Raw genomic sequence first — 19,815 nt, forward strand, 5'->3', positions numbered from 1 at the left:
GCTATGGTAACAGGGGAAGGCCTCCGATCAATGGCAATCCACCGCCCGAATTGCTGCCATCTTGGCAGGCATCGGCATTTTCATAGCTTGAATCAATCACCTGATCAATCCACTGATTGATCAATGCCACACCCTCTGCGTGTACAACACTGCGCGCCAAAGGCGGCATTTTCGCTGCCAGTTCCACGGCTTCCGGCCCCATGCGATACGGCACAATCGAATCGCCCGACACCGCAGGGTGAATGTCGTAGGTCCGCGTACCCCGCCCTTCTGAACCACTGGCAGTTGGCTTTTTACAAATGCCGTAAGTGCTGTCCACGGCCCGGAATACGTCCACATAGAAACCTGTATTCGAGGCCTGTCCATTCACGTTGTGGCAATGGGCACAATTGACTTCCAGGTAAGCGCGTGCGCGGGCCTCGATATCGCCTTTTGAATTGGCAGCCATGCCCGAGTCGCCCGGGTTATTGAACTTCGGAATGTGGTTCACATTGGTGGCCACCTGGCGCTGATCCAGATTAAAGCTGCTCGGGCAGCCATTCATCAAACCGGTTTCGCACATGAATTTCAACTGGTTTTTGCCGTTGACCGGGTGCTGTGCCTGCCCGGTGAACATGGGCGATTCATTCACATAGGCCCGGTTCAAATTGCGCGGCTTGGGACCAATCGGTGCCGAACCAGGATCCACATCGTTGTTGCTGTGGCAAATTGCACATTGGCTGGCATTGGGGAACATGTAGGCATTGGTGCTTCCGGTTTGACGCTTGCCGGAATCCACGTCCACGTAATCCCAAGACGCTGCTGCACTGCCGCCAAACTGGGTCAGCACGGCCTTGCGTTTGCCATTGCCTGCGTCTTGCCAAATGTACTCCAGCGCTTCCCAATAATTTTGACCATCGGTGCGTTGGCGCTTGATCAACAAGCGGGTTTCATAAGGTGTTTCACGCGCTGCAGGTTGATCAACAAACGAGAATGTTTTGGCGATAATGGTACCCACCGGGAACTCAATGGTGGAATTGACCCGGCTTGATTCATCTTCCAGGAAACGCGCCTGCTTGCTTTCAGGAATAAACATCACCCTGTGCTTGATCGAATAGTCACTGAATAACTTGCTGTTCAACACATAGGGCATGCCTTGCCCGTTGGGTCGGCTTGCCGGGTTTTGATCATCCGCAAACAGGTTGTACTGAGCCAAGTCCGGGCAGTTCACCACAGCGGCAGGCTGATTGACCACCCCGGCCTTCAAGGGCACTTCACACAAGGCTTTCACAGCTTCCGCAGTGGGCTCGGGTGCAAACTGGCCACTGGGCTCAAACGGCTCGAACTCGAAATCGGGCAGGCGTGGCAGGTCCGAACCGAAGCGCGCTACACAATCGTGCTTGCTCAAGTCAAATTCAGAGGGGAACAAGGGGATACCGCTGCCCACCGCAGTCAAATAATCCAGCGACAAATTGGCGGCCGGGTCATTGGTGTTCAAGTTAATCACCGCATCCAGACCACGGGTGCCGTGGAAATTGGCAAACGCCAGGCTGTCGGTTCCGAAATTGTTATTCGGATTGATACAACTGAACCACCAGGCTGGCACCTTGCGCTGACCATTGGACTCGAATTTGTATTTGTTGTAGCGGCAGCTTGGGTTGGGGTTTTGGTTGCCCTGAATGGGCTTGCCATCGGCATCCACCGCCACGGGGTTGCCATTGCGGTCTTTGGGCAATTCACAACTGCTGTTCAAGTTGTCGGTATACCCATCCCAAACAATGTGCGCTCCGCGATAACCACCGCCACCGGCTGCGTTTTTCAAACCCACCACTGCGGGAAAGGCACTGGTTACTTGCCCACCCTGAGTCGCCAAAATGGTCGCAAAATCAGGTTGGGGCAAATCATTGCCGTTGTTAACGAAGGTGTTGTCGAAAATATTCACCGCTTCGGAATACACGTCCATGCGGCGGTCGCCGTTTTCACCCAGCAAATCGTAACTGGTCAAAATAATGCCGGCAGTGCCGTTGTTCTCGAACACGTTGTCGTAAATATCGATTTTGTCGTAGGCCAGCGTGATCAAGCCCGAACCACGCGGCACGTTGGCCACGATTGAACCGGGTACCGCAAAGTTGTAGGTGTTGTTGTTGCGGGAAATGTTGTTGAACACTCGCGAGCGCGAACCATATTGGGTCAGGTTGTCCAGGTCGTAAACCAGAAAACCACCCGAGTTACATTCAGCCAGATTTTCTGAGTACTCCCCATCCTGAACGTTCTCAATCTCGAAGCCGAACACATTGAATGCCGCGCGGCTTTTGCGGATTTTTGCAATATTGGTTTGGCCCACATAAATACCGGCATCCGAGGCACCAATACTTTCAGTTTCTTCCACCAGAATATTGCGGCTTTCAACCGGGTAAATGCCGTAACGCCCTGAAGCGGTACTCACCGTGTAGTCGGGCGAGGTGTTGTCGGTTTCCAGCGGATTGGGGTTGGCCGGGTTGTGGCGTGCGGGGTCGGTACAGGCCACCTTGATTTCATCGCGGAAATTGGCTGCAGTAATTGGGCGCTCCTCGGGCAGCTTGCGGCCACTACTCCAAATGGCGCGCACCTTTTTCAAGGTGCCATGGTTCACGCCTTTCATTTTGAAGGCATCGCCGGGTGAGTCGCCAATGGTCAGGTTGCGTATGGTGACACCGCGCACATTCGAGGCCAGAAAACCCTCTTGCGAAGTACTGTCCCGAAAGGACAGGAACGTTTCATCCATGCCACAGCCTTCAATAATCACGTCCTCAGTGGTCGTAATCTGAATACCCGTTTTCAAATCGAAGAAACCGCAATCAAACCGCAAAATGTCCTTGGGCTTGAGTTGAACCATGGCCTTGACCATTTCCTCAGTCGCATTGGGCCCGGGCTGGATCAAAAACACCCGGCCGTTGGATTCGGCAGGATTGACCGCCGACCCGCCACCCGAAGTGCTTGTGGGGTCATCTCCGCCTGACGACAAACACGCGCCAAGTACCAGTGTGGACAGGGAAAGGAGTACTGCTTGCAGTGCATGTTTGGAGTGAGCCACGCCAACCTCGATCTTGTTATATGCGTATGAGAAAAAACTGCTTGCCTGTACCTGTTACCACGCTAGAATCAGATTGGATTTCGAATTGTGTCGGCTAATTGACACTGCATGCGTGATGATTCATATTCGATTCACAATGCTGGAGACAAGCATTCATACATACAAGAACTGGAGGGACAGCAATGACTGATTTGAAACAACACGCCACGCGCCTGCTGATGAGCATGGCCTTGGCTGGCAGCGGCCTGCTGCTGGGCACTGGCGCCCTAGCCAATGAACTGACACCCGAAAAGAAACTGCAAGCGGCCAGCCTGGCTGCCACCTGCGCGAATTGCCACGGCACCAACGGCGTGGGTGTGCAAGGCAGCGCAGTCACCGGGCTTGCCAACCTGAGTGTGGAATACATCAAAACCAACATGATCTGGTTTAAAACCGGGCAGCGCCCCGCCACTGTGATGCATCAACTTGCCAAGGGCTACACCGACGAGCAAATCGACATCATCGCCAACTACCTCGGCAAAAAAGACTAAGGAGCGCACCATGCAAAGACGACAATTTTTACAAACCAGCGCGCTGGCCTCTGCCCTGTTGGGCGGCATGCCCCTGTCTGCAACCGCAAAAAGTGCCAAAGGCAAAGTGGTCGTGATTGGTGGCGGTTACGGTGGCGCCACGGCAGCCAAATACCTGCGCATGCTTTCCGGTAACCAGCTTGATGTCACTTTGGTTGAACCCAATTCCACATTTATTTCTTGCCCCATGAGCAACCTGGTGGTGGGCGGTATTCGCCAAATCAGTGAAATCAGCACACCCTACACGGGCTTGAGCCGCAACCACGGCGTGAAAATGGTGAAAGACTACGTGACTGCCATTGACGTTGAAAAACGCACCGTGAAATTGAAAAGCGGCAAAACCCTGCCCTACGACAAACTGGTGCTGTCACCTGGCATTGACTTGCAACTGGACAAAATCGAAGGCCTGGTTGCAGCCAATGCCAACGGGCAAATTTTTCACGCCTGGAAAGCCGGCCCTGAAACCGTGGGTTTGCGCAAGCAACTGGAAGCCATGCCCAATGGCGGCACCTACATTTTGAACGTGCCACTGGCCCCCTACCGCTGCCCCCCCGGGCCCTACGAGCGCGCCAGCATGGTGGCCAACTACTTCAAGCAGTACAAACCGAAATCAAAAGTACTGCTGCTGGACGCCAATGCCGACGTAACATCGAAAGGCAAGCTGTTCAAAGGCGTTTGGGAAAGCGAGTACAAAGGCATTCTGGAATACCGCCCCAATATGAAAGTAACGGGTGTCGACGGCGCCACGAAAACGGTTCGCTTTGAATTTGAAGAGCCCATCAAGGGCGATGTGCTGAATATTTTGCCGGAGCAGCGCGCCGGCAAACTGGCAGTCGATTCCGGCATTGCCAACCTGAACAATCGGTGGGCCGAGGTGAACTACATGACCTTTGAGTCCACTGTGGCACCCAATGTGCACGTGATTGGCGACTCGGTACAAGGTGCACCGCAAATGCCAAAAAGTGGTCACATGGCCAACAGCCAGGCCAAAGTGGTGGCAGCAGCCATTGTTGCGCAGCTTAGCGGCTGGGAACCCAATGCCACACCATTGACCAACAACACCTGCTACAGCTATGTAACCACCAACAACGTGATTCACGTGGCCAGTGTGCATGTGTTCAACGCCGAGAAGAAAACCTTCTTGACCGTTGAGGGCTCGGGCGGCGTATCGGCAGCCCCCAACGAACTTGAAGGCACTTACGCCTGGAACTGGGCCCAGAATATTTGGGCTGACACCTTGGTGTAGCACGCGTTCAGGCGTCAGTTCAAATTGGAAAGGCCAGCAATTGCTGGCCTTTTTTTCATCGACTGAATCCCCGTGTTTACCCTGTGTAGTGTTCTATTTACTCAACAGGACACTTTTTTGACCGTTAATTGAATTGTAGTCAATGCGCATACAAGCGTAATTTAAACAAAACGAGCCAGCAATCCTGAAAGTGTTTTTGAAAGGGACAATAAAATGGCCAGTCAAACACCTGTCAATGGTCACCCAAAATTGGGCATGGCCGAAGTGGCCAAACTTGCAGCCCGCGAGGGTTATCTGTTTGGCTTAAGCTTTCTGTTTCGCCAACGTGTGGCGCAGTTTGTTCCTGAATTCAGCCCCAACTTTCACAACCGCCAGTTGCCCATTGTGTTCATGGTGCCCGGCTACATGGAAAAACCCGGTTGTTTTGCCGCCCTGTATGAAGAACTGCTGTGGAGCGGCGTACGCGTGGCCCTGTATCAACCGCGCTATCTATTGGCCTCGGTACACGACATGGCGCACGATTTCGGGCATTACATGGACACGGTGCTTGGCCAGCCTGAATGCGAAGGTGCCAACACCTACCTGGTTGGACATTCCATGGGTGGGTTGATCGTGCGCAAAGCCATGAGCCAGCGCTGGCATAGTCATTCACAGGTGCAACACCTGTTCACCCTGGCTTCGCCCAACAATGGCACGCGCATGGCCCACCTTGGCGTTGGCGAGTGTGCCGCAGACATGCTGCCCAACAGTGACTTTTTGAATCAACTGAATGTGGAAGACGACTCGCACCGGCAAAAAATGAGCAGTGTGATTGCCATTCCCGATGCCTTGATATTGCATCATCGATACGCCCACTTGGAAGGTGCAGCCAACCACGTGATCGACCGCACTGGCCACATGGCCTTGCTGGATGAACCCCGGCTAATTGAACTGTTGAAACGAAAAATGCAGGGACAAAACCCGCATCAATTGTTGGGTGCCTGATTCACCAGGCTTTCAGTTGCGCTTGCTGACCGATTTGAAATACAGCTCGGACTGCATTTCACGCACATGCACACTGATTTGAGTCTGCAAGCCATCGGATTGAAGGCAAGTGCGTTCCAGTACCCTGAGCAACACTTGGCCCAAATGCTCTTGAATGGAAAATTCCCGCCCGCTGAGCAACTCCACCGTGGCCGCCACAAAGGCATGCGCTCCAGTTTCAGCGGCAGCCACCCCCATGCGATAAGCGCGCAAACAATGGATTCGGGTTTTGATGTCGGCGTCCATAAAAATACCCAAACCCATCAAGGCTTTATTGACCTGAAGCAGCACCCAGGACTCGTCCAGATCGCGCAGGTTGTCACTGTATTCAATCGTAATGTGGGGCATGAAGAAGGCCTGTGTATGTGACAAAGCCGTGAAAGTTCATGGTTTTGTCTAGTATAAATTACCTACAAATCTGCTTGCCGATCCGAAAGCTTAGCGCGAGAATGTTTACATTGAGTGCTGTAACAGTGCTCAACCTCATGTCTCCTCTTCTCCGCAAGTGAGAAAGGTTAAGCCGGCTTCCCAGGAAGTCGGCTTTTTTTTATCCTTTTTCAATGTGGCTTTCAATCAGCTGCGCCAAAACCTCGGGCTGATCGTGGTGAACCATGTGCCCGGCGTTGTCCACAATCACTGATTCCCACTTCGGGACACAATCAAACCGCGTACGGAACGCATCAAAATCCACCGGCTCGCCCGCTCGGCTCAACCACAGCCCAGCTTCGGTTTGTTTGGCCTCAACATGCAATACAGGTGCAGCAATATTGCGCCAACACGCTTGGGCTTCAGCCAGCCGGTAGCCAATCGGGTTCATGATTTTGTGTGCGGCATCGCCCAGCAAACTGTAACCGTCGTTGTCCACCTTGCTCCAGAATTGCGCCAGGTACATCGCCTTTTCATCGCTTAGCCTGTGGTTGGTTTTTTGCAAGCGCCTGGCCACCGCTTCCAGGCTGCCGTAGGTTCGCAATTGCTTCGGTACCTTGATCTCATCAAGCCAGTTGCCGTAACGTTTGGGCGCCTTTTCCGCCGAGGAGTCGAGCATGCCAAATCCCTCAAGATTGACCACGCTGCGAATGCGCTGTGGCCGAACACCGGCATACATCATGGCAATGTTGCCACCCATGCTGTGGCCCACCAGGTTGACAGGGTTGTTGGGCGAGAAATGGTCCAGCAAGGCGTCCAGGTCGGCCAGGTAATCCGGAAACCAATAGGAACGTATGCCGGGCGCACCGTCTGCAACGGGCCATTCGCTCAAACCAAACCCTCGCCAGTCGGGCGCCACAACCCGGTAATCATTTTTCAGGGCATCCACCACGAACTGGTAGCTGGCACCCACGTCCATCCAGCCATGCACCATCACCAACAGTGGCGCATTTTCAGGACCCCAGCAATGCAAATGGGTGCGCAAACCACGCAAGTCGACAAAACACGATTCATGCTGCTTCAAAGGCTGATAAATATTCACTGCTTGCTCGCTTTTCTAGCCGATACGTTGTCGACCAAGGCTTGTTGAAAGGTGTTGAAAACATGGGCAGGCATGGCCACCACTTTGCTTGCCGAGTAACTGAAAAATACAAAACCTGATTTGGCCAAGGCAATCAAGCGGCCGTCCGCAGCACGTGTAATTCTGAAAATAATGTCACAACCGTATTTATTGAAATCCATTAACCCAACTTCAAATAAAAGCTGATCACGCGCATGGGCCTCGCTTTTGTACATGGTAGCCAGGTCGGTCACGATGATGCCAGTTTTGTCTTCCGACAATTCGGGCACGCCCATGTGAAACAAAAACCGCGCCCGGGCCTCCGAGATCATGGAGATCATTGAATCGTTCGCCAAATGGTTGCCGGCATTGATGTCCGTGATCCGCACAGTCAGTGCAGTGGTGTAAATGAAGTTATCGTCCGGAAAGTCCAGTTGCAGGCGTGCCATGAAAATATCGTGGGTTTGTTTATGCTGATGAAAGTGTATGCGATCTGCACCCCTGCTGAATTTGACCCTGCCCTCTAAACGGGAAAGAAAAACTGTCGAATTTAAAAAATCAACTTATCATTCAGCAAAACCTAACAAAACAGGAGACAAGCATGCCCAAACTGGATGCCGCATTGATCGATGCATTGGGAGAACCAATGCCTGAGCTTGAACAGCTTAGCGCCGCCAACCAAAAGAAACTGGCCGCAGACCTGGCCGCTGCCCACCAGGCTCACGATGCTTTTTTAAAAGAAAGCATGGACAACGCGCTTGAACACATTCCACGCCTGTTGCGCGGCACTGTTAAAAAAATTCTGGGACTTTGAATCATGGACCGAAACACTGAACTGCGCCGCCTGGCGCAAGCCTTGCACAAGTCTGCCGACGATTTGGCTTATCTGGACAAACTCGACGCCCTGGCGCTGCAAAAGCTGCGCACCAATTTTCAAAACAGCCTGCTGAACAAATTTGGCCCCGTGTTTGAAAAAATTGCAGGCGCCGGCAAACTGGCCCCCGACTCAATTAGCGCAACCTTGTGCACCAAGGTTTTTGGCCCGGCGATTACGGCCAATATGTCGTACTTCACCCCCATGAGCAAAGCTGTAAGCCTGTGCAAACTGTTCGACGCAGACTTCATGGCTGAAGTCGCCCGCGAGCAAATTCCTGAGCGTGCCGTGAACATGCTGGCTGAATTGCCTGTTGAGCAGTTGAAAAAAGTAACGGCCAAGCTGGTTGAACATGGCGACTTTCATGTGCTGGGTGGCTTTACTGACTACATCCCCGAGAAAAAAGCCATCGAGATCATGGAAGTGATCAAGGACCCGGCAGCCAACCTGCACATTTCGTTTTATGCGCAGCGCAAAGACCGTATTGCGAAACTGGCCAATTTGCTGAGTGATGAAAAACTGCTTGAACTGATTGCCGCCGCCTTCACCGAGGACAACTTATTGGTTGAGGTGGGTTTAATCACCGCCGAAATGGACGAGAAAGCGCAGGTTCGAATGGCCAAACTAACGGACAAGGTGAACAAGACTTACCGGGCCAAGGCCAAGGCCAAAGCAGAAGAAATGGGTTATGCCAATCGTTTGACCGCCTTTTTTCAGGCCTGAAGCCCGACAAACTGACAACAATTGTAAACGGGATGATTTAACTATCTTAATCATTCGATACAAGCGGACGCTGGAAGACTACTCTTGGCCCAAACCAATGAGTCTTTCCAGCCATGCCTTTGTCGAAAACGCCTGCGAATAACAACGACCACCAGTCTTCCCTGGGTTTATTGCCTTGGCTGATCGGTATTGCCTTGTCTGCGTGCATTCTCAGCCTGGCCCTGTTCAACTCCATACAGGTTGAAAGCGAAACCCAGCGTGTCAAGGCAGAAGTTCGCTACACCCTGGACCACTACGCCAACACGCTTGAAAAGATTATTGGCAAAGCCAGCGCCAGCCTTCATGCCATTGAAGTGTTCGTGCGGCAAACGCCCCAGCTGGACCAATCCAGTTTTGAACAGTTCTCTACCCTGCTTGCTGTCGATAACCCCGCCATTCGCAGCTTGCAATATGCACCCGATGGCATCCTGCGGTTTTTAACCAACCCAGCCCTGAATCAAAGTGCGATCGGACTAAACCTTTACAAAGCGGAGCTCACCGCCCCTTTTCTTGAAGAAGCGGCACTGACCGGAAAAACCATCATGGAAGGCCCGCGCGAACTGCTGCAAGGTGGCCATGCATTGATTCTTCGCTATCCGGTTTTTCGGCAACGCAACCCGAACAACAATCAGGACCTGATGGGTTTTGCAGCGGTGCTGATCGACTTTGAACACCTCAAGCAAAAAGTAATTGAACCCTTGGAGCAACAAGGGCTGCTGGTGCACGTGCAACAAAAAAGCCCGATGGATGCCAACTGGCAAATCGTGCATGGAAACCCGGCTTCCACGCTGATCGACCCGATCTCATCCACTGTGTTTTTTCCTTACGGCGAATGGGCAATTGAAGTGGCTCCCAAACAGGGGTGGAGCAAACCCATGGGGCTGCATCCCTACCTGGTGCTGTTGGCCTTGATCACAATGACCATTGTGGTCTGGATGTCGCTGTACGAATACCGGTCACGCAGAGCCATACAGGCCGCTTTCGAATCAGCACGATCGGCCAATGAGTTAAAAGACAAACTGATTGCCAATGTGTCGCATGAAATTCGAACACCGCTGACTTCGATCAACAGCATCGCCATCTTGCTGGATGCGCCGGGCTACTCTGCCGAAGTTCAGGAACTGGGCAAAGCCATCAAACAATCCAGCGAATCAGTGCACGCCATTGTGAATGATCTGCTGGACCTGTCGAAAATACGCCAGGGTTTCTTTCGCCTCAACAACAATGATTTTAATATCGATGACTTGATCGACAACACGGCAAACATGCTTCAACAGCAATGGATTCAAAAACCAGGCATTGAACCCTTTTTGCTGGAACCCCAGTCAAGCCAGACGAGTTACTTCGGCGACAAGGGGCGAATTGAACAGGTCATTCAAAATCTGATTTCCAATGCATTCAAGTTCACCCTGTTTGGCCGCGTCACTGTGCGCATTCAGGTTGTGACCGAGAGCAGAGAGCGGGCTCAACTGATTGTTGAAGTATCCGACACCGGCGTTGGCATACCAGAACAAGAGATCGAACGGGTGTTCGATGCGTTCTATCAAGTGGATTCATCGCTTCAGAAACGCTACAACGGCGCGGGGCTGGGCCTTGCGATTTGCAGGCAGATCATTGAAGTGATGGGCGGCACCATCCATGTGCGCAGCAAACCCAATATGGGAACCCAGTTTGAGTTTCGCCTGCCACTGTCGCATGGCAACTTGAACCAAGCTCGAACCAACCCAGTCGTCAATAAAAGCGGCCGGATTTTGCTGCAAATTGGTGAAACGGCTTTGGAGCCACGCCTTGTTCAAACACTGGAACCCGATTGGCAAGTTCAGTTTCTTCACCACAGCACCACCCACGAAAAAATATTGCCTGTTCACAACAATGCGCGGGTTCTGCTTGACCTGCCCGGCCCATTGACTGCGTCCAAAGCCGAGTGGCTCAGCCAGTTTCTCGACAAGCAAGCCAGTTTGGGACAAGACATTGTCTGGCTTGGCACTGATCTGCCTGCAATCGCCGAAAAACACAAGCTTCGCCTGTTGATGAAACCGCTGACTCGGGACCGCTTGAGCCGCGCCTACAAACACCGCAAGCAAGAATCGCCGGTTGCACCAGAGCAGTCTCAAGATGCCCCACTTCGCTTGTTGCTGGCCGAGGACAATGCCTTGAACGCCAAGGTGTTTAAAAAGCTCCTGGAGAACCGGGGCGTTTCAGTGAGTTGCGTGAGCAACGGGGCAGATGCACTTGCATTGCTGACCAGCGGCAATGCGCATTTCGATGCGGTGCTCATGGACCTGCAAATGCCCGTAATGGACGGGCTGGAGGCCACACGGTTGATACGCAAGCGCGAAGAACTTCAGAGCTTGCTGGTGTACGCCGTCTCGGGACATGTCAGCAACAGCATGAGAAACGAATGCATCAACATTGGTTTCACCAATTTCATTACCAAACCTTTTGATCCGGACCTGTTGATTGAAGACATTCAGGCTCGCCTAAAAGAACAGAGTCATACCCACTGACATGCGAGAAATGGATCAATCATTTACAAATTGGGCTTATGCCACACTGGTGGGTGTACTCGGCGCAAGCCTGTGCATCGCAATGGGTTTTCACCTGCAACGAAATGCCGAGGCCACTGAAGCCCTTGCATTTGAACACTTGCTGGACCGACGAACTGCGGACCTGCAACACACGATCAATGAATACAAGCAGAACCTTCAAAACACCGCCAGCCTGATCACTGCGTTTGGGCAAGACGAACTGACACCTGAACGATTCCGCAATTATGTGGACAGCCTGAATTTGCGAAAGGAGTTTCCTGGTGCTTTGGGGCTTGCATTTGCCAGAAAGGTTCCGCTGGAAAAAGAGGCTGAATTTATTCAGGAAATGAGAATGAAGGGTCTGCGCGACTTTCAGATCCGCTTTATCAGCCCTTCCTCTCAAGACCGTTTTGTGATGCAGTACATTGAACCCATTGAGGAAAACCACTCCGCGCAGGGTCTGGATCTGGGCTCTGAAAACGTTCGACGTGAAAACTGCCTCAGCGCATTCTCGCGAGCTGGATTAGCTGTATCAAAGCCGATCACCATGATTCAGAATGCGCATGTTGGACGACTGGGTTTTACCATGCTGATGCCAGTGTTCAACAAGGCGGTACCGTCCAGTGACCTGGGAGCTCGTTACGAAGAATTGGTGGGCTGGGTGTCCTTTCCCATCTCGATCGACCGGTTCCTGAAAGCCTGGCTGGCGCAAGATCAAACACTGCAACTTCGAATTTCAGTGCTTGAGGAAAAACAAACACCCGCTCTTTTTTTTGACAATGTCGAACCCCACAATGTCACCCTGTACCCTCACGCCGCGGCGAGCCGGGATTTGCAGTTGGGTAACCGGCGCTGGCGTTTGGAATTCTGGCCAAGCCAACCTGACAACAACACGCCATTGAACCCTGTTTATTTGGCATTGACCCTGCTGGGTATTGCCGTGAGTGGATTGGCGGCTTACCAGGTCAAACGGATGCTGGATCGTCGTGACGAATTGAGACTGCACAAACAGTTGGTCAACAATTCCTCCGAGGCCTTGATTGCTGAGGACACCCGGGGCCGCATTCTGGTGTGGAACCATGCAGCAGAGGAATTATTTGGCCTGGACTCCGCCAGCGTTTTGTACGACCAAGAACAAAACCTCACCATACCGGACGAGTTGCTGAACTCTGAGAAAAGACTTCACGAACGGGCTGCACAGGGTGAAACACTCAAAAACATTCAAACGCTGCGGATCAGCGATTCTGCCAAGCGCATTCACCTTCGCATGAATCTTGCGCCCATCTACAGTCACAATCGCAAACTGGTGGGCTACACCAAATCATTCAGGGATGAAACCGAAGCACGGATGGTCTGGAAAGACATTCACTCGCTGGAGGAATTGATCGCCCATGCGCCAGACGGTGTGATTACGCTGGATCGATCGCGCAAAATAAAACTGGCCAATCCAGCGGCACTGCTGTTGCTTCAGGGGGCCAACGTCAAATCCACACTGATTGGTCAACAGCTCACCGAGTTGCTTGCACCCGACGTGCTGCTTGAGTTTGAAAACGAGGTGTTGAACCCACTCTATAAAAACAGTCGTGTTCAGGTCGTGTTCAACTGGCCCGCTCCTGGCCATGTTGAACACATGCCCTTGTTTTTCAGGGGTTTTGCACTGACTTACCCAGAACTTGGGGAATCGATCTGGGCACTTCGTTTTGAAAAAACAAATAAACCGTACACACCAAGTTATGATTAAAATACATTATTAATCAATTACTTAACATTTTAGAAAGGTATCTCTAACAAAATAATTTGATTTTCAGTGCACAAGTGTGCACAATTAATTCCAAGCAGAACAAACAAAGTGTCTGCCGGGTTAAAGCGAAAGCCCCAATTTCGCATCAAATGAAAAGGGATACCAAAATGAAAAACTTTATCGACTCAGTCGTTCGCACACCAGGCATTTTGTTCATGGCCATGTTGACCACAGGCTTCACCATCAACGCAGGCGTACATTACATCAATGGCACCGGCTTTGAAGGCCCTAACCTGTTGGCTGCTGGTTGCTTGGTTGTAGGTCAAGTCGCCTTGGCAGTGGTTCATCAAATGCGCCGTTTCAGCCAAAACAACAAACTGACTTTGCAATAATGCGGGCGGTGAACAGGCGGCAAGCACTGCCGCCTTCGCCGAACCTGTACCGCAACCTTACATCCTCTGCAGTTCCCCCTTCCGCTGTCACAATCCAGTCTTAAATCTGTCAAACGCAGGCAACACTGCCACAACACACTGCTCGCATTGATCACTCATCAAAGCAAAGCACATGCGCGTTTCTATTATTGGCAGTGGATATGTAGGCCTTGTTACGGCCGCCTGTTTGGCCGAAGTCGGCAACAAAGTTTTGTGTTGCGACATTGACGAAGCCAAGATTGTCCAACTTACAAACGGTCAAAGCCCGATTTACGAACCTGGCCTGGATGAACTGCTCGAGCGCAATATTCGTGAGCAACGCCTGGAGTTCACCACCCAGATTGCAGATGCCGTTAACCACGCTGAACTGATTTTCATCTGCGTGGGCACCCCACCCCGCGAAGACGGCAGTGCCGACCTGCGCCACGTGGTCAAAGTGGCACAGCAAATTGCCATGCACATGAATGGCTTCAAGGTTGTCATCAACAAGTCGACAGTGCCCGTGGGTACGGGTGAACGTGTAACCGACGAAGTGCGCCGCGTGCTGGTGCAGCGCAATGCCCTGCATGCATTCACAGTGGTGTCCAACCCCGAGTTTCTGAAAGAAGGGGCAGCGATTGACGACTTTCTGCGCCCCGACCGAATTGTGCTGGGCACCGACAGCACACCCACCGGCCAGCGCGCCCTGCGCATGATGAAGTCGCTGTACGCGCCATTCCAGCGCCACCATGAACGTTTGATGTGCATGGATGTGCGTTCAGCCGAACTAACGAAGTACGCCGCCAACGCCATGCTGGCCACCCGAATCAGCTTCATGAATGAACTGGCCAACCTGGCTGAAAAAATTGGCGCCGACATTGAACAGGTGCGTGCGGGCATTGGCTCAGACCCCCGAATCGGCTTTTCTTTTTTGTATGCAGGCTGTGGCTTTGGTGGCTCCTGCTTTCCCAAAGACGTTCGTGCCCTGATTCAGACCGGCGAAGAAGCGGGCGAAAACCTGTCGATTTTGCGGGCGGTGAACCACAGCAATCAGCGCCAAAAGCGTGTGCTGGTCGAGAAGATCATCCAGCGCTTTGGTGAAGACCTTAGCAACATGACCTTTGCCATGTGGGGGCTGGCTTTCAAACCCGAAACCGACGACATGCGCGAGGCCAGCAGCCGCACCATTGCTGCCGAACTGGTGCTTCGCGGTGCGAAAGTGCAGGCCTTTGACCCCGTGGCCAATGAAACCGCCCGCCGCGCCATGGAAGAAGACCTGGCCACATTCAGGCAAGACGGCCCCTTGCTGGGTGAATTTGAAATCGCCAAAACCCAGGAAGAAACCCTGTTCAATGCCGACGCCTTGATTGTGTGTACCGAATGGCGCATGTTCAAAAGCCCCGACTTTTTGATGTTGAGCCGCACCCTGCGCCAGAAAGCCGTATTCGATGGCCGAAACCTGTACGACCCCGCGCTGCTGGCCGACTACGGCCTGATTTACGAAGGTGTTGGGCGCAGGGCCGAACCTGCCGATCAGGGTATGCCCGTGGAGCAAATGCGCTTGGCGTCTTAAAATTTAACGCCTTTGCCTTTATCATTGCGCAAGAGACAAAACAAACAATCATCCACCCAGGACGAGCGCAATGATCAAGGTAGCCATCAGCGGCACAGGGCTTTTCGTACCCAGCCAAACCATCACCAACGATGAATTGGTGGAGTCGTTCAACGCCTACGTGGCGAAATTCAATGAAGAACACGCTTCTGAGATTGCCAGCGGCGAGCTTCAACCCCTGCAGCCCTCCAACTCGGCCTTCATTGAAAGCGCATCGGGTATCAAGCAACGCTATGTGATGGAAAAGGAAGGGGTTTTGAACCCGGACCGCCTTCACCCCTATTTCAAGGAGCGCCCGAATTCTGAATTGTCCATGATGGCTGAAATTGCAGTGGACGCTGGCCGCAAAGCGATGGAAGACGCAGGGCTTACGGCTGCCGACATTGACGCGGTAATTTGTTCCGCATCCAATATGCAGCGCGCCTACCCGGCCATGGCGATTGAAATTCAGGAAGCCTTGGGCATTGAAGGGTTTGGATACGACATGAATGTGGCCTGTTCATCGGCCACCTTTGGTATTGAACAGGCTGTAAACGCCGTGCGCAGCGGCACCGCGCGCGCTGTGTTGATGGTGAACCCCGAAATTACATCGGGCCACCAGGCTTGGCTGGACCGCGATTGCCACTTTATTTTTGGCGACGTGTGCACCGCGGTCATTGTGCAACGCCTTGAAGACGCCAAGCCAGGCAGCTGGGAAGTACTGGGCACCAAACTGGCCACCAAGTATTCCAACAACATTCGCAACAACTTTGGTTTCCTGAACCGCTCGGAAGATGCGGATCCAAACGCACGCGACAAGCTGTTTATGCAAGAAGGCCGAAAGGTGTTCAAGGAAGTGTGCCCCATGGCCGCCGAACACATGAGCACACATTTGCAAAGCCTGGGCTTGAGCTCGGCCACCGATGTACGCCGCTATTGGCTGCATCAGGCCAACCTGGCCATGAACCAGTTGATCGCCAAAAAACTGTTGGGCAGCAGCGAATTCACCGCCGACAAGGCACCAGTGATTCTCGACGAATTTGCCAACACCGCGTCTGCAGGTTCAGTGATCGCATTCCACCGCCACAAAAATGACTTGACCGGTGGTGACGTCGGCGTGATCTGCTCGTTCGGGGCAGGTTATTCAATTGGCAGCGTGGTGGTTCGCAAGACCTGAACGCTGAATGCTTTGATGCGCGTGCGTGACCAAGCTTCGGTGTGGGTGCCACATCACCTTGCCTCAGCAATGCTTCTGATCCGGCTCGATGCCTCTGGCTTGGGGCATGCGAAACGCTTAAGCGTCTTCGCATCGATCCTGCGGATCGCCCCTCGCTGCGAAGCCGCCGGGAAGCCTTGCAAAGCCGGCAAGGCGGTGAAGCACCCAAACCTTGCTTTACGCCAGCCTTGTACGCGCCGCAAGTCACCTGCCTATTTGCTAAGCTAGCTCAGGTTGCAATGCCCTCGCAGCGCCGATCAAGAAAACCTGCCCGTTTGAATTCAACCGCCACGGTCGGCCAAAGGCCGGCACCGAGACTCGGCTCGCCCTTTTGCCGAGCGAGGTGAGTCAGGGTGAATCTCAAAAAGGGAAATACAGGTTTTCTGGCGAGAGAGGGCATGCGCTTGGGCTAGCTTAGCGACTGCAAGTAGACCCTCGCCAGCGTAACAAACTGTTCACGCGCCGTATGTCTTATCCAGGTACCGCAAAATGTCGTTGGACTCGTACATCGCCACACCCGTATTCGGGTCGATCAAATAAGGCACCTGCACCTTGCCAGTGTTTTCTGCCAACCAAGTCCGGTTGCGCGTGGTGCCTTTGGGGCCTTTGAACAGCTTGTCGCGGAATACGGGAGGCCCCATATCGGTCATTGCACCCTTGGGCGCATTCTTCAACAGATACGGAATTTCCAGTTCGCACAAACGGGCACGAACAGGCTTGGAATAGGGGCTGGACTCAAAACTGTAAAGCACCAAAGGCTCAACTGGCGCTTTGGAAGGACGGGCTTTCATGCCCTGAAAACCACCAATGCGGTACTGAAATGAACTGGCCAGCATCGATGAGCCCACTGCCACTTTGCGCCCAAAGCCTTGCTGGCTTTTCAGCTTGCTCTGGTAAGTTTTGGCTAGGTAATCAATGATATTGGCGGACTCGTTCATTACCACGCCCGTGTTCTCATCCACCAGCATTGGAAACTTGGTACCAGGCAGCGTCTCGCGCGCCTCGCCGCGAAACCGCTTGCCACCTGCAGGGCATGGCAAAATCATCACATCCAGATCCATCTCGCTCAAAGCCTCACGCACCAGTCGGCAGTAAGGGCTGATCTCGATGTCATACAGTTTCAATGTTTTTTCTGGTGCTTTGCGGGCACGGGCCGTGATCCCCGTGCCGCGCCAGCCACGCGCTGTGCCAGCCAACAAGTTAAAAATTGCGTCGATATTGGTGTTCATAGAGTGCCTCTGTCTTGGAATTGTTCGAAATTTGTCGTTATTTTGTGCGCGAACGTGTCCGCAGTGTAGACGAAACCCCCTAGCCCGCCGCATTGCTTGTTACTATTTTTTCAAACACACCTGCACCGGAGAAGAAACTTGAAAAAACTGCTGCTGATCAACGGTCCCAACCTGAACCTGTTGGGCACGCGCGAGCCCGGTATTTATGGACACATGACTTTGGCTGACATTGAAAAGGCCCTGAAGAATATCGCTTTCACCGATGGCTTCGAATTGATGACCTTTCAAAGCAATCACGAGGGCGCCCTGATTGAGCGCGTTCACAAAGCCAAAACAGAAGACATCTCAGGCATCGTCATCAACCCGGCCGGTTACACACACACCAGCGTGGCCCTGCGCGACGCCCTGGCAGGCGTTGCCATTCCGTTCATTGAAGTGCACCTGTCGAACATTTACAAACGTGAGAGTTTCCGCCACAACAGTTATTTCTCAGACTTGGCTGAAGGCGTGATCTGCGGGCTGGGCTGGCAAGGGTATGTGTACGCCTTGCGGCACCTCGCGTCCAAGTAAGTAAAGCGGGGGCATGGTGATTTCCGGTTCAATTTTGTAAAGATCAGTTAACAGCTGAACAAACAGCCCCAGACTGTGGTCTGATGGGCACTCAACAAGAAAAACGACACCATGAAGCACCACCTCAAACCCCTGCTGCCCCTTGCATTGGCACTGCTGCTAAGCGCTTGTGCCACCGTTGAGTCCAAGAAGCCAGAAATTGACTCTCGATTTGAGAACGCCACTTTCAAACCCTTGGTCAACCCAAATGCGGTGCAAGCCCCGGCAGATTGGTGGGCAGGTTTTTCCAGCGAACAACTCAACACACTGATGAAACAGGCGCAAGCCGACAACCTGAGCCTTGAAGCCACCGCCGCAAGGCTGCGCGCAGCGCAAGCCAGCCTGGATGCCGCACAGGCCAGCTTCTTTCCTTCTCTCACCCTGAATGCCGGTCGGCAAGAAAACACAGTGAAAGGCACCAGCATTCAGGGGCAAGCCACCAACAACCGCGGGCTGTTTACATCGGCCTCTTTTGTGGCCAGTTATGAAATTGATCTGTGGTCGCGTGTGCGTAACACCGCCCAGGCTGCTCAGTTGCAACTGCAAGCCACACAATACGAACTCGACGCCGCCAGAATAACCATCGCAGGCCAACTGGCCACCACCTGGTCTCAATGGGTTGCTGCAGACCAAACCGTGCGCCTGTTTGAGCAAGAACTGGCCAGTTTCAAGACCAACCTGAAACTGGTGGAATTGCGTTTTCGCCAGGGTAGCGCGCTTGCCTCCGATGTGTTGCAACAAAGGCAACTGGTCGAGTCAGCACAAGGCAACCTGGCTCAGGCCCAGTCCAATCGCGACGTGTTGCTTAACAGCCTGTCACTGTTGCTTGGGCAGCCGCCCAACAAAATCAGCCTGAACCGCGAGAATCTGCCCACCCTGCCCCCATTGCCAGCAACCGGCTTTCCGGCTGAATTGCTTAACCGCCGTCCGGATGTTCAACAGGCATGGTCTACAGTTTTATCCACCGATCGAAACGTGGCGGCCGCCATTGCAAACCGGTTTCCACAACTCAGCCTGCGTGCCAGCTTTAGCGACCAAACCCGGGATTCCGATTTGTTGTTCGACAACTGGGTGCGCAACTTGAGTGTCAACCTGGTTGCCCCCCTGTTCGACGGGGGCGCACGCTCGGCCGAGGTAGCGCGCCAAAAGGCCTTGCTGGATCAGGCTGTTGCCCAATATCAGGAAGCGGCCATCAATGCGCTGGCCGACGTGGACAATGCACTGATTCAGGAAACCCGACAACGCGACGCAATGGAAAGTTTTCAACGCCAGCTTGAGTTGGCTGAACTCAGCTTGAACCGCTTGTTTGCAGGCTACCGCAACGGCACAGTCGATTACCTGGCCATTCTGGATGCACAACAAAGCACCAGTCAGCTAAGGCGGAATCTGGTGAATGCACAACAACAATTGGTGGGCTTTCGCATTGCCTTGTACAGGGCTTTGTCGGGCAGCATTCCACAAACTAAAGCAGCAGGGTAG

17 protein-coding genes are annotated in these 19,815 nt (G+C 53.1%); 12 read left to right on the plus strand and 5 right to left on the minus strand.

The window, feature by feature from the left end:
• Position 1: 1 nt before the first annotated feature.
• The gene (locus tag ACVL1J_RS05955; RefSeq protein WP_341237880.1) at positions 2–3,052 is read right to left on the minus strand and encodes a parallel beta-helix domain-containing protein; all 3,051 of its coding nucleotides are present in this window, start codon (positions 3,050–3,052) and stop codon (positions 2–4) included.
• 182 nt (positions 3,053–3,234) lie between these two features.
• Between ACVL1J_RS05955 and ACVL1J_RS05960 the strand changes: the two genes are divergently transcribed.
• The 3 genes from ACVL1J_RS05960 to ACVL1J_RS05970 all read left to right on the plus strand — a co-directional run bounded on the left by ACVL1J_RS05960 (position 3,235) and on the right by ACVL1J_RS05970 (position 5,851).
• Positions 3,235–3,582: a c-type cytochrome gene (locus tag ACVL1J_RS05960; RefSeq protein WP_236550851.1), complete on the plus strand. Its 348-nt coding sequence runs from the start codon at positions 3,235–3,237 to the stop codon at positions 3,580–3,582.
• Positions 3,583–3,592: 10 nt separating this feature from the next.
• Complete coding sequence (locus tag ACVL1J_RS05965; protein WP_341237881.1) at positions 3,593–4,867, plus strand: NAD(P)/FAD-dependent oxidoreductase; 1,275 nt, start codon at positions 3,593–3,595, stop codon at positions 4,865–4,867.
• 213 nt (positions 4,868–5,080) lie between these two features.
• A complete protein-coding gene (locus ACVL1J_RS05970; protein WP_159569782.1) occupies positions 5,081–5,851 on the plus strand; it encodes a lipase family alpha/beta hydrolase in 771 nt (256 codons plus the stop codon).
• Between the two features lie 12 nt (positions 5,852–5,863).
• On the opposite strand, the gene ACVL1J_RS05975 is transcribed toward ACVL1J_RS05970, so the two are convergent.
• The 3 genes from ACVL1J_RS05975 to ACVL1J_RS05985 all read right to left on the minus strand — a co-directional run bounded on the left by ACVL1J_RS05975 (position 5,864) and on the right by ACVL1J_RS05985 (position 7,825).
• Positions 5,864–6,238 carry a 5-carboxymethyl-2-hydroxymuconate Delta-isomerase gene (locus ACVL1J_RS05975; protein ID WP_159569780.1) on the minus strand — a complete coding sequence of 125 codons (375 nt, stop codon included), beginning with the start codon at positions 6,236–6,238 and terminating at the stop codon, positions 5,864–5,866.
• A 199-nt stretch (positions 6,239–6,437) separates the two neighbouring features.
• A complete protein-coding gene (locus ACVL1J_RS05980) occupies positions 6,438–7,358 on the minus strand; it encodes an alpha/beta fold hydrolase (RefSeq protein ID WP_341237882.1) in 921 nt (306 codons plus the stop codon).
• Positions 7,355–7,825, minus strand: coding sequence for a thioesterase family protein (locus tag ACVL1J_RS05985; RefSeq protein WP_341237440.1), 471 nt, complete (start codon positions 7,823–7,825; stop codon positions 7,355–7,357). Before ACVL1J_RS05985 ends, ACVL1J_RS05980 begins: the two co-directional genes overlap by 4 nt.
• Positions 7,826–7,977: 152 nt before the next feature.
• On the opposite strand from ACVL1J_RS05985, the gene ACVL1J_RS05990 reads away from it, so the two are divergent.
• From ACVL1J_RS05990 to ACVL1J_RS06020, 7 genes are all read left to right on the plus strand, one after another.
• Positions 7,978–8,190, plus strand: coding sequence for a hypothetical protein (locus tag ACVL1J_RS05990; RefSeq protein ID WP_341237441.1), 213 nt, complete (start codon positions 7,978–7,980; stop codon positions 8,188–8,190).
• Between the two features lie 3 nt (positions 8,191–8,193).
• The gene (locus ACVL1J_RS05995; protein ID WP_341237442.1) at positions 8,194–8,973 is read left to right on the plus strand and encodes a hypothetical protein; all 780 of its coding nucleotides are present in this window, start codon (positions 8,194–8,196) and stop codon (positions 8,971–8,973) included.
• A gap of 113 nt (positions 8,974–9,086) precedes the next feature.
• Entirely contained in the window at positions 9,087–11,519 is a 2,433-nt protein-coding gene (locus ACVL1J_RS06000) for an ATP-binding protein (RefSeq protein WP_491665180.1), read from the plus strand.
• 10 nt (positions 11,520–11,529) lie between these two features.
• Complete coding sequence (locus ACVL1J_RS06005; protein WP_491665181.1) at positions 11,530–13,281, plus strand: CHASE domain-containing protein; 1,752 nt, start codon at positions 11,530–11,532, stop codon at positions 13,279–13,281.
• A gap of 167 nt (positions 13,282–13,448) precedes the next feature.
• Entirely contained in the window at positions 13,449–13,673 is a 225-nt protein-coding gene (locus ACVL1J_RS06010; RefSeq protein ID WP_491665182.1) for a hypothetical protein, read from the plus strand.
• 172 nt (positions 13,674–13,845) lie between these two features.
• Positions 13,846–15,264: a UDP-glucose dehydrogenase family protein gene (locus ACVL1J_RS06015; RefSeq protein WP_491665183.1), complete on the plus strand. Its 1,419-nt coding sequence runs from the start codon at positions 13,846–13,848 to the stop codon at positions 15,262–15,264.
• A gap of 70 nt (positions 15,265–15,334) precedes the next feature.
• Positions 15,335–16,459, plus strand: coding sequence for a beta-ketoacyl-ACP synthase III (locus ACVL1J_RS06020; RefSeq protein WP_341237446.1), 1,125 nt, complete (start codon positions 15,335–15,337; stop codon positions 16,457–16,459).
• A gap of 494 nt (positions 16,460–16,953) precedes the next feature.
• Here the strand turns inward: ACVL1J_RS06020 and ACVL1J_RS06025 are convergent, their stop codons facing one another.
• Positions 16,954–17,727 carry a glutathione S-transferase N-terminal domain-containing protein gene (locus ACVL1J_RS06025; protein ID WP_159569764.1) on the minus strand — a complete coding sequence of 258 codons (774 nt, stop codon included), beginning with the start codon at positions 17,725–17,727 and terminating at the stop codon, positions 16,954–16,956.
• A 138-nt stretch (positions 17,728–17,865) separates the two neighbouring features.
• Here ACVL1J_RS06025 and aroQ point away from each other — a divergent pair, with 138 nt between their 5' ends.
• Both aroQ and ACVL1J_RS06035 read left to right on the plus strand, forming a co-directional pair.
• Positions 17,866–18,297 (plus strand): type II 3-dehydroquinate dehydratase, encoded by a 432-nt coding sequence (gene aroQ, locus ACVL1J_RS06030; RefSeq protein ID WP_159569762.1) that lies wholly within the window; start codon positions 17,866–17,868, stop codon positions 18,295–18,297.
• A gap of 111 nt (positions 18,298–18,408) precedes the next feature.
• On the plus strand, positions 18,409–19,815 hold the full coding sequence (locus tag ACVL1J_RS06035; RefSeq protein ID WP_341237447.1) for an efflux transporter outer membrane subunit: 1,407 nt from the start codon (positions 18,409–18,411) through the stop codon (positions 19,813–19,815).

It is taken from the genome of Limnobacter sp. G6BE5S (genome assembly GCF_058448965.1).

What these genes read in the sequence shown, in the direction of transcription:
- ACVL1J_RS05960 (WP_236550851.1), top strand. Translation starts at nt 3,235, where the DNA reads ATGACTGATTTGAAACAACACGCCACGCGCCTGCTGATGAGCATGGCC.
- ACVL1J_RS05965 (WP_341237881.1), top strand. Translation starts at nt 3,593, where the DNA reads ATGCAAAGACGACAATTTTTACAAACCAGCGCGCTGGCCTCTGCCCTG.
- ACVL1J_RS05970 (WP_159569782.1), top strand. Translation starts at nt 5,081, where the DNA reads ATGGCCAGTCAAACACCTGTCAATGGTCACCCAAAATTGGGCATGGCC.
- ACVL1J_RS05975 (WP_159569780.1), bottom strand. Translation starts at nt 6,238, where the DNA reads ATGCCCCACATTACGATTGAATACAGTGACAACCTGCGCGATCTGGAC.
- ACVL1J_RS05985 (WP_341237440.1), bottom strand. Translation starts at nt 7,825, where the DNA reads ATGGCACGCCTGCAACTGGACTTTCCGGACGATAACTTCATTTACACC.
- ACVL1J_RS05990 (WP_341237441.1), top strand. Translation starts at nt 7,978, where the DNA reads ATGCCCAAACTGGATGCCGCATTGATCGATGCATTGGGAGAACCAATG.
- ACVL1J_RS05995 (WP_341237442.1), top strand. Translation starts at nt 8,194, where the DNA reads ATGGACCGAAACACTGAACTGCGCCGCCTGGCGCAAGCCTTGCACAAG.
- ACVL1J_RS06000 (WP_491665180.1), top strand. Translation starts at nt 9,087, where the DNA reads ATGCCTTTGTCGAAAACGCCTGCGAATAACAACGACCACCAGTCTTCC.
- ACVL1J_RS06005 (WP_491665181.1), top strand. Translation starts at nt 11,530, where the DNA reads ATGGATCAATCATTTACAAATTGGGCTTATGCCACACTGGTGGGTGTA.
- ACVL1J_RS06010 (WP_491665182.1), top strand. Translation starts at nt 13,449, where the DNA reads ATGAAAAACTTTATCGACTCAGTCGTTCGCACACCAGGCATTTTGTTC.
- ACVL1J_RS06015 (WP_491665183.1), top strand. Translation starts at nt 13,846, where the DNA reads ATGCGCGTTTCTATTATTGGCAGTGGATATGTAGGCCTTGTTACGGCC.
- ACVL1J_RS06020 (WP_341237446.1), top strand. Translation starts at nt 15,335, where the DNA reads ATGATCAAGGTAGCCATCAGCGGCACAGGGCTTTTCGTACCCAGCCAA.
- ACVL1J_RS06025 (WP_159569764.1), bottom strand. Translation starts at nt 17,727, where the DNA reads ATGAACACCAATATCGACGCAATTTTTAACTTGTTGGCTGGCACAGCG.
- ACVL1J_RS06035 (WP_341237447.1), top strand. Translation starts at nt 18,409, where the DNA reads ATGAAGCACCACCTCAAACCCCTGCTGCCCCTTGCATTGGCACTGCTG.